The following is a 13,853-nucleotide window of genomic DNA, read 5'->3' as shown; positions in this document are numbered from 1 at the left end:
GGCTAAAATTGCAGGTGTTTTCTCCCACATTCCTCCTAGATTCGTTCGAAGAATCGGCCTTTAAAGCAAGGTTTCTCGAACAAGACTGGGAGAAGTCTCGAACAACAACCATTCGAGCTGGTAAAATGCAGTCGGATGTAGTCAACTAGCTTCAATATGCTACATTTAGGTTTTTTATCATATATTCGTTTCAGTGTTATAATTCTTTGGATTCAATTCGACCTATAAGACCAGAGCTTTCGCTGTGTTTTCTTCGATGGGTGAAATTGAGATCAATTCTCTCTACCAATAATCTTTCCTTCTTGATACTTTTTCTCCTGTTGCTCTGTCCATTTCTTTTCTTCTGGATCAGGTTCTAGTTTAATTAGGTTTTTTAGTTCTGGCTGACCGGCATCAACCCAAGCAGAGAACCAAAAAGAACCAATGGTAATAATTGCTGAGCGCATTTGTTTTTCTACCATTCCATTCATTTTTTCTTGATAAGCTTTAGCATAGGCTTCTGAGTATTGTTTGATTACGATGTTATTTCGTTCAGAGAAACTATATTTCTGGTCGGAAGGAAATGATTTGTTCAACTGTGTTTCAAGCACTAATACACTATCTAATAAGCTATGTGAATGTTTAACAACAACCCAAGCAGTTTTAAGCGGATTGTCTATATAAATCGCTTTGCCCACCAAAAAATTGTATTTACCAGCAAATAATTCTGGAATTCTACTTTCCCAAAAAGCATGAATGCCAACTTGGTTAGTCAATTGTCCGTTATGGTTATTTGTGGTGTGTAAAGGGACATGAGCATCGCCAATGTAGTGACCAAGTTCTGCCGAGTATTTTAATATTTTAAGCGAATCATGAGTTTTAAAAGCCTTAACTAAACTATAATAAGTTCGTTGAATTTGCCAAGGTACAATGCCACTTTCATTTAATTTCTTTTGTCCGTATTTGGCTAAAGCATCATTAAATTTTTCAGGAATACTATCGATGTTTTCTTCATAATTTTCTACATCCAAATAATGTCTTGGGGCTTCAAGCGTATCGATATATCTTCTTTTATCTGGGTCTACAGCATGCTCTGTTATGTGTTTATGGCCGGTCTTGTAGAAGTTAATCATTTCTGCAGGCAAAGTAAATATAGCCAGCTGATTAATCCGCCGATGCGCAAAAAAGCCCCAAGAAGTACACAATAGAAAAGGGATGATTAACAAGGTTAAAATTGTTAATCTTTTCATAAGATGAAGATAGAGAAAAATGGTAAGAATTAGAAAGCATTACTCAATTCTTACCATTTATAAATCAGTTATTTATTGTTTTCCTTAATCATTAAAAAGTTCGCAATCCATTGAAAACCAATAAAACCAACTGCGAAAATCACACTTAATAAATTAAATAGTACACCCGTTAAGAATGCGACTGCTATAGCTAAAGTCCCTAAAATGGCCATTATGATAGCATAAATAAGGAATGCGTTTTTGTATTTTGATGGAGAAAACATTAAGCTAAAAGGTAGCATCATCGCAAAGCCAAAAAAAGTGAGGCTTAAAAATTTATCTTCTTTGAAAAGGAAATAAAGCAAAACCCCTACAAGAAAAATACCTGCACTAGCAGCTACAAAATTTGAACTTGCTTTTTCATTTTTATCAAGTAATAGATTGCCATAAGTATTAAACCTTAAGAACAAATTGCCAATTGGGTTCATTATCCAAGTAGAAAATGCAACTAATGATAGTGCAATGATGATTGGGGTGAGATAAGGTTGCAACGTTTCATTGTTGTTTGCCAATGCCCGCAATACTCTTATGCCAGCATAAAATCCTATAATGAAAACCCACTGGTATTTTGCCGTCATGTTACTCATCCAAAATGAGTATTGAAGGAAAAGCTTGTAAATTGGATTGCTGGCTTTTAAAGCCTCCATCATACCTGCTTGTGCATAATGAAAATTTGGGTCGTTTTTTAATGATTCCTTAAAATGAACCAATGCTTTTTTGTGATTCCCTTTTTCTAATAAACCCCAACCATAATTTGCATGCGTATATGCATTGTTAGGGTCTTCCCTTAAAGCACCTTCAATCGTTTCGAAAGATTCTTCAGCTTTATCTAACTTTAATAAGGCCGAACTTCTGGTATTTAGTCCTAGTATGTTTTCTGCATCAATTTCTAAAGCCTTATTGGCAAAGTCTAAAGCTTCATCATATTGTTTTCGAGATAACTTGAGATTAGCTAATAGTGCAAAATAATCAGCATCAAATGGGTCTAATTCTATAGACTGCTTAATGTTTTCTTCTGCATTATCATAATCATCTTGTTGAATTGCAATTCTTGCTTTGATATAGAACAAATGAGGGTGATCTGGAGCTAAGCTAATTGCATTATTAATAATACTTGTAGCACTATCAAACTTGTCTTGTTGCAAATTTACTTCAGCCAATAATGCCAAAAAATGAACATTATTGGAGTCTTCAGAGAGTAAATTCTTTAATATCTTTTCTGCTTCTGCAAATTTATTTTGTTGAATTAGAATTTCGACTTTTAGTAGCAGGTTATCGCTCATTATTTTTTAATTTTTAGATAGGTTAGAATGTCGTCATATAAACCTGCATCATTTGCAAACATGGCAAAATTCTTAGCTGTCATGAACCATTCTTGCGTACTAGCTTTGTGCTTTTTTATTGCATTCTGTAAATCACTTGTGTCTATTGGCTTAGGGATACCATCAATGAATGAGGCTTCTAGCTTAAGTTCTATTGCAATGTCAATAATGGCATCAATATCAGCTCCTGAGAAATTTTCTATTTTTCTGGAAAGACTAACATAATCGATATTTGTTGTTGGTTTATTTTGGAGTTTTAGTCTTAAAATAGATTCCCTAGAAACCTCATCAGGTGGCGGAACAAAGACTATCCTATCAAATCTTCCTGGCCTCCTAAATGCTGGGTCTAAGTTCCAAGGCGTATTTGTTGCGCCAAGAATTAATACACCATCATTGTTATTGTCAATTCCGTCTAACTCCTGTAAAAATTGATTAATCAAATGTCTTCCACTTGATTGTTTCATGTCACTTCTGCTTGCACCAAGGGCATCAATTTCATCAATAAATAAAACGCAAGGCGTGTTTTGTCTGGCTAATTCAAAAATTTCATGAAGGTTTTTTTCGCTATTTCCAATCCACATGTCCAAAATATCATTTAAACCTACACTTATAAACTTTGCATTTACTTGACCAGCGGTTGCCTTTGCGATAAATGTTTTTCCGCAACCGGGTGGGCCATATAGTAAAATTCCTCCGCCAGTTTTCTTGCCATAAGCTTTATAAAGTTCTGGATGTAATAAGGGTTTGATTATTTTTAATTCGATCTCTTTTTTGACGATATCCATTCCCCCAACATCACTAAAATTAATGGTTGGCTTTTGTAGAAACCTATTGTCTATTTCTTCATTAACTACTTCTGCTTCATTGTGACCTTTTAATCTTAATTGATTATCTAATTCTTCGTCAGAATGGTTTGGATTAATAGCTAAAGCCTTTTTGTAAGTTTCGATGGCCTTGCTAACTGCATTTTCTTTTAGTAGTGCCTTAGCATATAATGTTAAAATATTTACATCGGTTGTTCCTTTTTCAATTACTTCTTCTAAGATTACATTACACGCAGAATAACTACCTTTTTTAAAGAAGGTAGTAGCCAAACCAAACTTAACCTTGATGTTGGTAGATGTTTTTAAAATCATGTTGTATTCGGCTTCTGCCTCTTCAAGTCTATTTAAATCTAGTAAAGTATCAGCAAGTAAAAGTCTTAAAGGTGTATTTTCAGGTGAATGTTTTAGGGCGTCTCTTAAACTATCAATTGTATTGTCATTCATATTATTGTTTTAAAAAAATGAATATAAGGAAAAGATTAAAATCCCTCTGTTGATTATTCTTTTCCATTGTGAATTTTATCCTAGGTTCATCTAATTTTGTTATGAGCTAAGGAAAGGAAGAAGCAGAAATAAAATTATATTTTGGTTATAATTAGTAGTGTTTGAAATTAAATCCTTTCTGCCCATTGCAATTCATTAGGCAATTCGACATTAGAGAACTCGATATGAATTACTCTTCTCTTATTGTTGTTTGTGGTTTTAGATGAGCTATGTAATAATAAAGGTTTCATTATCATTAAGCCTCCTTTTTCTATCCTACAAATGGTTTCCCTTTCAATGGTCCAGTCTATTGTTTCTGGTCTGTAAATTCCTTTTAAATGAGATTTTGGAATAATTTTTAATGCACCATTATTTTCATCAGTGTGATCTAAATGAATGCGAATGGTAAAGTTATGCTGCAAAATATCAATAGGTGGTTGAACGGCAAACTGATTTTGTTTAACTGTCCAAGGTCCAAAATTTTCCAGTTCAATTTTCTTGTCCACAGAAATAGTTAAATCTTGATGATAAGCTACAAACCAATTGGACTGTTCTGGTTTATCGAAGTAAATGGACTTAACCACGAAATAGTTATCGCCAAAAGTAGATTGAATAATAGCTTTTAATTTTTCATTAAAGATTAAATCATGAACAGCTGGAACTTCTTTTAAGAATTGCCTAATGGCAAATAAATCAGCAGATTTTCTAAATGTATCTTTTGAAGTATCTACTTGATTAATTACTTCTAAAATCTGTTCAATTTCCTCATCATTATAAATGTTTGGAATGATGGAAAAGCCATTGGCGGAGATTTTGTTATTTATATCCATAATCTCCATAAAGGAATAAAAATTAATGCAATTGAAATTAAACTTAAAAAAAATGTTAGATTGGTTATTAGAACCCAATTATTTCTAAGTCTAAATGCCGCAATTAAAAAAGATAAAATCCCAAAAGCAAATAGAATTATTTCGTAGCTCAAATAAGATAGCTCGATTAAACCAAATAATGCTCTAGTTTTACCATCTGCTAAAATATATTGCTGAGCAATTTTATAATTGAGTATCAATAAGCAAATTATAACTAAAATACTTATGGATAATGACAATATGATAAATTTATTTGTTTTCAATTGTTAGAAGATAATTGTGACCATTTGTATTTCATCAACCTTTCTTTTTTATTTCAAAATGAGATTGCTTCTCCCGATGAAATCGGGAGAAGCAATGACGAACCAAGAAGCCCTAACTATTTAACATTTTATAAGCAAAGAAACCCAATAGGCTAATAATAATGCCCATTAAACACCAAAGCCATAGTTTATTTTCGAATAACGGTTTTTCAATTTTAGGGGCAGCAAATGCTGGATTGATTTTCTCTTCGCCAACCGTTAAGGCAGTCATCTCCATTGGGATTTTATTCTCAAAATTCTTTAACTCATAACTTGGCGCAACGGCCTCTTTTTTGCCATAATAAAGTGCATAGTTATAATCTGTTTTTTCAAAACGGGCCATTAACTCATAAACTGGACCTTTTAGTGCAATAGAATTTAAGCGTAGGGGTTTATTATCATTGTTTTCTATGGTAATTCTCAATCTAGATACCAGTGTGCTTTTGAAACGAAATTCTGGAAATTCTAGAGAACTTAATGTGCCTTCATATAAAGGAGCATAATTATACTGAATGCCTTTATCGGTTTTAAAACTATCAGTTGCAAACTCAATCTTAAATGCTCTGTAAAAATCGAAATCGCTCTGTACATTTAACTTTAAATAAGATAAGGGAACAATATCACCCAAGTTAATATCAACCAAAGTTTGTTTGTTTTTAGCATCATTTTGTAATTGATAACCTGAAAATGGAATAGCCGCATCAATGCCTTTTAGGGTATCTGCCTTTAAGATTTTAGCTGCATTTAACTCAGGTTGTTCATTGGCTTTAATACAAATTCTAAAATAAGTGTACTTTGCATCAGCGAAATTCAATTGTGTAAACTGATAATCGGTATTGTTGTTTTTGATGGATAAAATACGATAGTCCTTTAAAACTGTAAACCATTCGGTGTTGTTGTTACTGCCTTCTAAGGCTACTTTCCAGTCGAAGTTTGCTTGTTTAAATGAAAGCCTAATTTGGTTTAAGGTAGCAGCAACTGATGCTTGAAAGGTGTAATAATAGCCATTCTGGTTATGCGTTTGGTTAATGATATTAAAAGATGTTTCTCGTTCAGTAACCTGATTGGCACTTTGTTCTAAAATGTAAGGCACTTCAATGGTGTCTTTGCCTTTAATGCCATAAATCCTTAAATCTTCCAATCCAGCATTAGCCTTTTTAAAAACCTGATTTGGGATTTGTAAACTATGCCAATTGGTTGTCACACCTTTTAGATCCCTTTGGTATTGAAATTGATTTGTTTGCGCTTTTAAACCTAAAGCGCCAAGTATAAATATTGCTGTAAGTTTAATTTTCTGCTTTAACATCATCGTTAATTTTAAGTTTGTATTTGTTATAAAGGAATGAAATGATGAGTAAGAGTATACCAAGCGATACAAAAACAATGGTTTTAGAAATGGTGTCTAAAGATGAAATATCGTAGAAGAACAACTTGATTAAAGTAATCGCAAATAATGCGATGGCTCCAATTCGTAAATACTTTTTGTTTTTCCATAAACCCATCCCGATTAAGAACAAAGCATAAACTCCCCATAAAATGCTCAATCCTAACTTGTATCCGGTGCTTAAGCCGTTCAATTCTAAAATATGTAATAGCTCACTACTCAGTACCCAAAGGATAGCGATGTACAGCAAATAATCGAACGCCGTTTTAAACTTAACCTTAAATATTTCAGATTTACTTAATTGGTAACAAATGGTAATCAGCAATGCAAAAAATACTAATGAAATGTATCTAATGCCAATGTTCATTGTGCCACTTACAAAGAATTTATTGTCTTGTAAAATATAAGCTTCTCTTAATTCACTTAAAACATATAATCCTTGGGTAAGAAAAGCCAAAATGGTTAACACGTTTAATATTGCATTTGTAACGGCTAACTCTTTGCTTTTTATTTTGCTTATATTCAGGTAGGTTAAAATACTGGCGAATAGTAGTGTGTAGATGTAAACACAAGCTGTTTTCAACAAAGGATAATTGTAATTATAGGCAAAATCGTAGTCTTCTTTGGAATTTAGTTTTAAATCAACTTTAGTGTACTGATATAAATTCTCGAAATAGTTGGCAATCTCTTTTCTGAAGGTATAGTAAACAACTACAATTAAAATACTGAGAATAATATAACTCAGTATCTCCCTTAAACCATTGCTTTTTTCATCTTCAGCCTTTGGTTTTCTATTAACAATAAACATTATAGAAAAAGCTGTAATAAATATACAAGCACTCAAAAACCCTACATTAAAGAATGGCTTGGTTGGTACATAATCATAAATGTAATCGAACTCGCTTGAGGTTAACGACCAATCTTGAAGTAAACTAAAAAACGCTAAAAATATCAATGGAAAAGACAGTTTTTCATAGATAGCTATGTTTTTCGTCCTGCCTAAGTAGAAGAGGATAGAAGCTTCAACCACCCAGAATATAGTTACCCAATTGCCACTTAATTGTACGGGAACAGCCATAGTGATAAATGTAATGACCATTGCCAAGATAAAGTAGAAAAGATTTTTGTCGGCAAGCTTTCTTTTATATATGATTAAACTTACCACAAAGTGAATGATGGCATTGCCTAAAGTAAATAAGCCTAATAACTCACTTCCATTTGGGGATTCATTTAAGGCATAATAACCGATGCCATAGAAAATGAAAGAGTTTAACAATAGAATAATTACATCGGTAATGTTGAATTGTTCTTTCTTGATTACTTTATACGCCAGATTGGTAATATAAAAAGTAATAAAGAAAATGCCAGAAAATAGGAGGGTTATCTTAGCATAACTTAAACCATCGCTCAGCGGAATTCGCCAAGCTAAAAAGATGAGCCATGTAATGCCGAACGATAAATAAAATAAAGGTTTCCAATGTTTTTTGAAGGCTAAAACCAAAATACCAAGGTTGATGATGGCCATGTAAGAAAAGAGGATAACCACTTTTCCAGAGCCATCGCTTAACAAAAATGGAACTGCATAAGCGCCAACCATCCCGATATGTGCAATAACTTGTTGATTATATTTTATAGCAGCGACGACTGTAAATGAGGTGAAAACAGCCATCAACACGAATGCCATTGTTTGAGGAATGAGCTGGTAATAGCCATAAGCTGCATAAGTAATGAAATACATAATGGCTATAGAACCGCTCAATAAAACAGCACTAAAACTTTCGTATTTTGCTTTGAGTTTAATCGCAAACCCCATTAAGCCAACACCAACTAAATACCCTAAAATGATTCTGGTTAACGGACTAATCAGTCCTTTATCGATGGCTAGTTTTGCGCCAAAGGCAACGCCGATGACTAATATTAAAATCCCGATTTTGCTGATTAGATTTTCGCCAATGAACTTCTCGAAATCAGATTTGCCAATATTTTCTCTTTTAAACTTGTCTGTAAAACTTGGCTGTTTAAATTGAGGCTGTGGCTTAGCTTGGAAAGGTGGGGGAGTGGTAATAGGAGCAGAACTTACGGGAGTAGTTTTAATTTTCTCAACAGGTTTAGATTGATATTCGCTTTGCGGAATTGCTGGTACTATACCCCCTTGTAATTGCCTTATTTCTTCCCTTAAAATATTTATTTCTGTTCCAAAATCTTGTTGCCTGATGGAAAGATTTTCCAGCTTTATTAACAGTAAGTTTAATTTCTCGTCCTTATTATCCATTCAGTTAAATTTTCATGGTTATCCGATGAATATAGGCATTTTGCTCAATTCATCGGATGACTAACACTTTAATAAATATAAGAACGAATTTGATAGGAGGGTAAAATATTATTGGGGAGGGATGCTTCCATTATTCAATTTTACAGCTTTTCGAAATGCATCTCCGATGAAATGGTTGCCATATTTTTTAAATAAAAGCTGATACATTTTATTATTATAACAGTTTATTAATGGTATTGACATACATCCACCATGAAAGCTTTTGATATTGTAGTCTAATTCTAAAATTGAATTTACTGTTATTAATTTTTTGGGATTTCCATCGGGCAGCCCCCAAGAAATAATTTGATAATTCCCCCCATTGAAATCTGAAACTGCGTTTTCTATTGCAACTGAACAGCTTGTGCATTTATAATAAATCATTGCCATATCTTTACGTTGAGAGAAAAACGCTTGCGGAATGACAAAATAATAAGCACTTGCAAAACCTATAATCACAAAATTAAATGCAAACGAAAATAATACGAGTTTTGTAAATTTCATATCCTATGGATGCGGCTAATCCTGTTATTCCATACATTTGTTAAAAATCAGCAAATGGAAATATCTTGTCCAGTATCTTCAGAAAGAATTAATGAAAATGTAGTTCGTTTAATAGCATTGATGGTGGCAATTATTGGCGCTGTGAGCCTGCTGTTTGTGAATTTTTATGCCATTGTTTTCTTGATGATAGATTTTGCAATAAGAGCTTTTACCTCAGGAAAATTCAGTCTATTGAAGTTTATAGCCTTAAAGCTTTTTAAATTATTCTCCTTGCCCGCAAAATTAACCGATCTAGCACCAAAGAAATTTGCAGCTACATTGGGTTTTGTTTTCTGCTTAGTTATTGGAGCGTTTTATTTATTTAACCAAATATACATCGCCATTGCATTAACAACTGTGCTACTCCTATTTGCCGTATTGGAAAGCGTATTTGCCATTTGTGTTGGCTGTTATGTTTACAGTCTTTGGCAATCTATTTCGAAGAGAAAATAGGGTGATAAGCTTCAGCTTTGCCTGATAAGGCAAATTTCAATTACACAACTGAAAACTGACTACGGTTTATCAATGCTCTTCCCCTTCATCGCTTGTCCAACTGCCATATCCATCAACCGCTCTGCAAAAGGACGAGTAAACTCATTTAATTCATCAGCTTTTTTAAGGATAATATCCTTATCCCCTTCAGCTAAAGCATCTTTTAAAGCTGCAATATGTGCATTTGTAGAACTGATTTCTTCTTCGGTTAAAATTTCACTGTTTTTAGTTATGAATCGCTCTGCGGTGTAAACCAATTGTTCGCCTTCACTTCTTGCTTCAATCAACATTCGTTGCTCCACATCGCTTTTGGCATTTTCTATACTGTCGATTAACATTTTCTCAACGGTATCATCGCTTAAACCATAGCTCGGCACCACATCTATTTCTTGTTTTACACCTGAACGTAACTCAATAGCCTGAACAGTTAAAATTCCATCAGCATTTAATAAAAAGTTAATGTCAACCTTTGGCAAACCTGCAGGCATAGCCGGAATTCCTTTTAAATCAAATTCCGCCAACTTTCTGTTTTCTTTCACTAAATCACGCTCACCTTGGTAAACAGATATTTTCATGTTTACCTGTCCGTCAATAGAAGTAGTATACTGGCGACCAGCTTTTGTAGGAACCTTGCTATTACGAGCAATGATCACGTCCATCAATCCGCCCATGGTTTCTATACCTAATGAAAGAGGTGTAACATCTAATAATAGAATATCAGAACGGTTGCCTGCCAGAATATCAGCTTGGATGGCAGCACCTAAAGCCACAACTTCATCTGGGTTAATTTGATCGTGTGGTTGGCGATTAAAGAAGGTGCTTACAGCTTGTTTTACATAAGGCGTACGTGTAGAACCACCTACTAAAACCACTTCATCAATATCGGCAACAGTTAAATTTGCATCAGCCAGTGCTTGTTTACAGCAAGTTAAAGTTTCAGCAACTTTATCCGCAATCAATTTCTCGAAAGTCTGCTTGTCTAAAGTGCACCAAATTTCTCCTAATTGCTCATTGTATAAGTTTTGGGTCGACAATGCTTTTTTAGCAGCCTCAGCTTGTAAACGTAAAGTTTGCATCAAAATGTTATCCTGTGCAACGGTTGCAAAATCTAATTTATTCTGTTCAATCCAGTAGTTTAAAATTGCTCTATCAAAATCATCACCACCTAAAAATGTATTGCCATTGGTAGACAAAACTTCGAAAATTCCATTTTGTATTTGAAGGATAGAAACATCAAAAGTTCCTCCACCTAAATCGTAAACTGCAATTGTTTTTTGTTGAGTAGGGTCTAATCCCAAACCATAGGCTAAACTTGCGGCGGTTGGTTCATTAACGATACGCAAAACATCCAATCCAGCTAATTTTCCAGCATCTCTAGTTGCTTGTCGCTGACTGTCGTTAAAATAAGCTGGAACTGTGATAACTGCTCTGTTAACTGGCGTTTTCAAAGCGTGTTCTGCTCTTGCTTTTAACTCTTTTAATATCTCTGCCGAAAGCTCAATCGGTGTATAAAATCTATTTCCAGCTTTAATTTTTACTAAAGCATCGCTGTCATCATCAATAACTTTATAGCTAAAAATATCTTGGTAACTAGCAACATCCTTGTAAGAACGACCCAATAAACGCTTTACCGAAAAAATGGTATTTGCAGGATCTGTTGTTAAATATGCTTTGGCCTCATTACCAACTTCTGCATCTCCATGTTCGTTAAAATGTACTACAGAAGGCACTAAAAAACCTTTTCCTGTGTCATTAATTACCTGTGGGTTTTTATCTGGATTGATAAAAGCAACCAAACTATTTGTGGTTCCTAAATCTATACCAACTATAATTTCTTCTTTTTGAAACGAACCTGTTGCTAGGTTGATGGATATTTTTGCCATAACAGCGCAAATTTACAATAATGTTGTAAGGTTAAAGTCCAAAAGATGTAAAAAGTCCGAAAGTCCGAAAGTCGGAAAGATAAAGTTTGAAAATCAATCTCTTCCCTGGTTTAGTTTCTTTGCTGGTTAAAAATTTGAAAACGATTGTTAGTGCTTATCGGGAAATGCAGTCCTGCTCTCGCTTCTGCCGATAAAATCGGCATCTCGCTAAATCAGGTTTATTGAACAAAGCCAGTAGCTCTTGGGAATGAACTTTGTCAAAGTACTTGCAAGACTCCTAGAACTTTGACAAAGGATCTCTTTCGGTTCGTCATACCCAACTCGATTGGGTATCGTAATGCGATAGAAAGGTAAAGCGAGCTTTAAGGTTTATACTTAGACTAAGGTGTTCTTTGGTTTCTTGGTGGTTCAAAACTCCCAACTTCCCGACTAATTTCGTAATTTTGACACATGCTAGGACTTAAATTATTGACTGACCCACGTTGGGCCAATATTGCAGAATCTAATTTAGAAGAGATTTTAACCGACCACGCTTGGTGTGAACAAAAAGCAGCTACAAATGCTATTAATTTGATTGCAGATAATTGCGAACACATCGATTTGGTTTCCGAATTAACCATTATTGCTCTAGAAGAAATGCAACATTTTCAGCAAGTGGTAGATATCATCAAGAAAAGAGGTTATACTTTAGGTCGTGGTAGAAAGGATGATTATGTGGGCCAGTTAATGAAATTCTGCAAAAGAGATGGTTCAAGAAACAATAGCTTTATAGAAAGACTGCTGTTTGCAGCTATGATAGAAGCTAGAAGTTGTGAGCGTTTCAGAGTTTTATCTCAGAATATTAAAGATAAGGAATTAGCTAAATTTTACCACGATTTAATGGTTTCAGAAGCAGGGCATTACACCACATTCTTAAACTTTGCCCGTAAATACACCATCGATGTAGATGTAGATAAACGTTGGAAAGAATGGTTGGAATTTGAAGGCGAATTAATCATGAGCTTCGGTAATAAAGAAGCGATACACGGCTAAAAGGTAAAAGGGAAAATGGGGGATTAGGATGGCGACTTAATCTTTCAGACTTTCGGACTTCTTTAATTCATCTTTATGTATATTCCATAACCAAACCACAATATTCTGGTAGCTCTTAATTCCTTTTTTCTGATTGTTTAACTTTAAGAATTTATCAAAGGCAATACCCATGTAGTTAGACATTTGGCCACTGTATTTAGCCCAAAATTCATTTTCAGCTTTAAAATTAGCTAAAACACCAGGACTAATTTTGTCTTTAAGCTCCAAATAATCCTCAGGAGATTTAAATCTGATTTCAAATAATATATATCGCAACATATTGTAATTTACAGAATACTGAAAATTTACATCTTTGCTATTAATGCCCACTAAATAAGCAACCAAGTTAGCTTCATCTTCTCTGGCAACACCCATTTGGTGAGAGATTTCATGGCAGGTTACAAATGGCAAAACCCAAGCAGGTAACTTCATGTTAACATTGGCTTCGCCACTTAAAGGATTATAATAACCTTCAATTCCTATTTTACTTATGAGCCAGCCATTAATTACAGGTTTAACTGATGGAACATTATATTTAAAAAAAGGATTTTTTAGCACCAAATCCTTATAATCTGCCACTGCTTTTTCACGAAGCTGATTGATGTCATAGGTAAGCTTAGAAGAAATTTGTGGTTGAAGTTTATTTAATTTATCAATGAAATAATTGCCTAAGCTTACCAATTCCTTAACGTCATATTTTTTATCACTTATATTCAGTTGTTTAGTTATGCTTGGCCTTGAATAATTTAAACCCCAAAGCAATTTAAAGCTGATAAATAAAATCAGAAATGCATTAAGAATATAAATAGGGATGGTGAGTTTGTCTGTCTTTTGCCAACCTTTCTTTTTAAGCCGCCAACAGAACCTAACGATTAATCGAAGAAGATATAGGATTAATATCACATATAAAATATCCCCAACAGCAAAAGGAAATAACGAAGAAACCCATCTTAAAACAGAAGAGATAATTGGGTAAAACCCTTTGACATAAACATCTAAAACTAATTCAGGAAATAAACCAAAAAGAAAGATAAGTAAAGCAATACCTATTATAATGGCAGATTTAATGAATAACTTTCTAGGCGTTGTAGTTTGCATAAA

Annotated in this window: 11 protein-coding genes; 2 read left to right on the top strand and 9 right to left on the bottom strand. The window is 33.9% G+C overall.

The features are described 5' to 3' along the window. Positions 1-272 precede the first annotated feature (272 nt). From EZ428_RS10340 to EZ428_RS10310, 7 genes are all read right to left on the bottom strand, one after another. The gene (locus tag EZ428_RS10340) at positions 273-1,229 is read right to left on the bottom strand and encodes a zinc dependent phospholipase C family protein (RefSeq protein WP_131553064.1); all 957 of its coding nucleotides are present in this window, start codon (positions 1,227-1,229) and stop codon (positions 273-275) included. 68 nt (positions 1,230-1,297) lie between these two features. After that, on the bottom strand, positions 1,298-2,551 hold the full coding sequence (locus tag EZ428_RS10335) for a tetratricopeptide repeat protein (protein ID WP_131553063.1): 1,254 nt from the start codon (positions 2,549-2,551) through the stop codon (positions 1,298-1,300). Beyond that, the gene (locus EZ428_RS10330) at positions 2,551-3,858 is read right to left on the bottom strand and encodes an ATP-binding protein (RefSeq protein WP_131553062.1); all 1,308 of its coding nucleotides are present in this window, start codon (positions 3,856-3,858) and stop codon (positions 2,551-2,553) included. The genes EZ428_RS10335 and EZ428_RS10330 overlap by 1 nt, the downstream gene beginning before the upstream one ends. A 167-nt stretch (positions 3,859-4,025) precedes the next feature. Beyond that, a complete protein-coding gene (locus EZ428_RS10325) occupies positions 4,026-4,727 on the bottom strand; it encodes a phytanoyl-CoA dioxygenase family protein (RefSeq protein ID WP_225871033.1) in 702 nt (233 codons plus the stop codon). A 414-nt stretch (positions 4,728-5,141) separates the two neighbouring features. Continuing rightward, positions 5,142-6,374 carry a DUF3999 family protein gene (locus tag EZ428_RS10320; protein WP_165501750.1) on the bottom strand — a complete coding sequence of 411 codons (1,233 nt, stop codon included), beginning with the start codon at positions 6,372-6,374 and terminating at the stop codon, positions 5,142-5,144. Further along, complete coding sequence (locus tag EZ428_RS10315; RefSeq protein WP_131553059.1) at positions 6,355-8,724, bottom strand: DUF2339 domain-containing protein; 2,370 nt, start codon at positions 8,722-8,724, stop codon at positions 6,355-6,357. The genes EZ428_RS10320 and EZ428_RS10315 overlap by 20 nt, the downstream gene beginning before the upstream one ends. 108 nt (positions 8,725-8,832) lie before the next feature. Beyond that, positions 8,833-9,267 carry a hypothetical protein gene (locus EZ428_RS10310; RefSeq protein WP_131553058.1) on the bottom strand — a complete coding sequence of 145 codons (435 nt, stop codon included), beginning with the start codon at positions 9,265-9,267 and terminating at the stop codon, positions 8,833-8,835. A gap of 54 nt (positions 9,268-9,321) precedes the next feature. Between EZ428_RS10310 and EZ428_RS10305 the strand changes: the two genes are divergently transcribed. Beyond that, positions 9,322-9,759 carry a DUF4395 domain-containing protein gene (locus tag EZ428_RS10305; protein WP_165501749.1) on the top strand — a complete coding sequence of 146 codons (438 nt, stop codon included), beginning with the start codon at positions 9,322-9,324 and terminating at the stop codon, positions 9,757-9,759. A gap of 59 nt (positions 9,760-9,818) precedes the next feature. Here the strand turns inward: EZ428_RS10305 and hscA are convergent, their stop codons facing one another. Then, complete coding sequence (gene hscA / locus EZ428_RS10300) at positions 9,819-11,681, bottom strand: Fe-S protein assembly chaperone HscA (protein ID WP_131553056.1); 1,863 nt, start codon at positions 11,679-11,681, stop codon at positions 9,819-9,821. A 450-nt stretch (positions 11,682-12,131) separates the two neighbouring features. On the opposite strand from hscA, the gene miaE reads away from it, so the two are divergent. Then, positions 12,132-12,713, top strand: a complete 582-nt coding sequence (gene miaE / locus EZ428_RS10295) for a tRNA-(ms[2]io[6]A)-hydroxylase (protein WP_131553055.1) — start codon at positions 12,132-12,134, stop codon at positions 12,711-12,713. Between the two features lie 36 nt (positions 12,714-12,749). On the opposite strand, the gene EZ428_RS10290 is transcribed toward miaE, so the two are convergent. Beyond that, positions 12,750-13,850, bottom strand: a complete 1,101-nt coding sequence (locus EZ428_RS10290) for a DUF3810 domain-containing protein (protein ID WP_131553054.1) — start codon at positions 13,848-13,850, stop codon at positions 12,750-12,752. Positions 13,851-13,853 lie beyond the last annotated feature (3 nt).

It is taken from the genome of Pedobacter frigiditerrae, from assembly GCF_004331645.1.
GTDB lineage: Bacteria > Bacteroidota > Bacteroidia > Sphingobacteriales > Sphingobacteriaceae > Pedobacter > Pedobacter frigiditerrae.
Note: the sequence above shows the minus strand (reverse complement) of the source record. Positions and strands in the feature narration are given on the sequence as shown.

What these genes read in the sequence shown, in the direction of transcription:
- EZ428_RS10340 (WP_131553064.1), bottom strand. Translation starts at nt 1,229, where the DNA reads ATGAAAAGATTAACAATTTTAACCTTGTTAATCATCCCTTTTCTATTG.
- EZ428_RS10335 (WP_131553063.1), bottom strand. Translation starts at nt 2,551, where the DNA reads ATGAGCGATAACCTGCTACTAAAAGTCGAAATTCTAATTCAACAAAAT.
- EZ428_RS10330 (WP_131553062.1), bottom strand. Translation starts at nt 3,858, where the DNA reads ATGAATGACAATACAATTGATAGTTTAAGAGACGCCCTAAAACATTCA.
- EZ428_RS10325 (WP_225871033.1), bottom strand. Translation starts at nt 4,727, where the DNA reads ATGGATATAAATAACAAAATCTCCGCCAATGGCTTTTCCATCATTCCA.
- EZ428_RS10320 (WP_165501750.1), bottom strand. Translation starts at nt 6,374, where the DNA reads ATGTTAAAGCAGAAAATTAAACTTACAGCAATATTTATACTTGGCGCT.
- EZ428_RS10315 (WP_131553059.1), bottom strand. Translation starts at nt 8,724, where the DNA reads ATGGATAATAAGGACGAGAAATTAAACTTACTGTTAATAAAGCTGGAA.
- EZ428_RS10310 (WP_131553058.1), bottom strand. Translation starts at nt 9,267, where the DNA reads ATGAAATTTACAAAACTCGTATTATTTTCGTTTGCATTTAATTTTGTG.
- EZ428_RS10305 (WP_165501749.1), top strand. Translation starts at nt 9,322, where the DNA reads ATGGAAATATCTTGTCCAGTATCTTCAGAAAGAATTAATGAAAATGTA.
- hscA (WP_131553056.1), bottom strand. Translation starts at nt 11,681, where the DNA reads ATGGCAAAAATATCCATCAACCTAGCAACAGGTTCGTTTCAAAAAGAA.
- miaE (WP_131553055.1), top strand. Translation starts at nt 12,132, where the DNA reads ATGCTAGGACTTAAATTATTGACTGACCCACGTTGGGCCAATATTGCA.
- EZ428_RS10290 (WP_131553054.1), bottom strand. Translation starts at nt 13,850, where the DNA reads ATGCAAACTACAACGCCTAGAAAGTTATTCATTAAATCTGCCATTATA.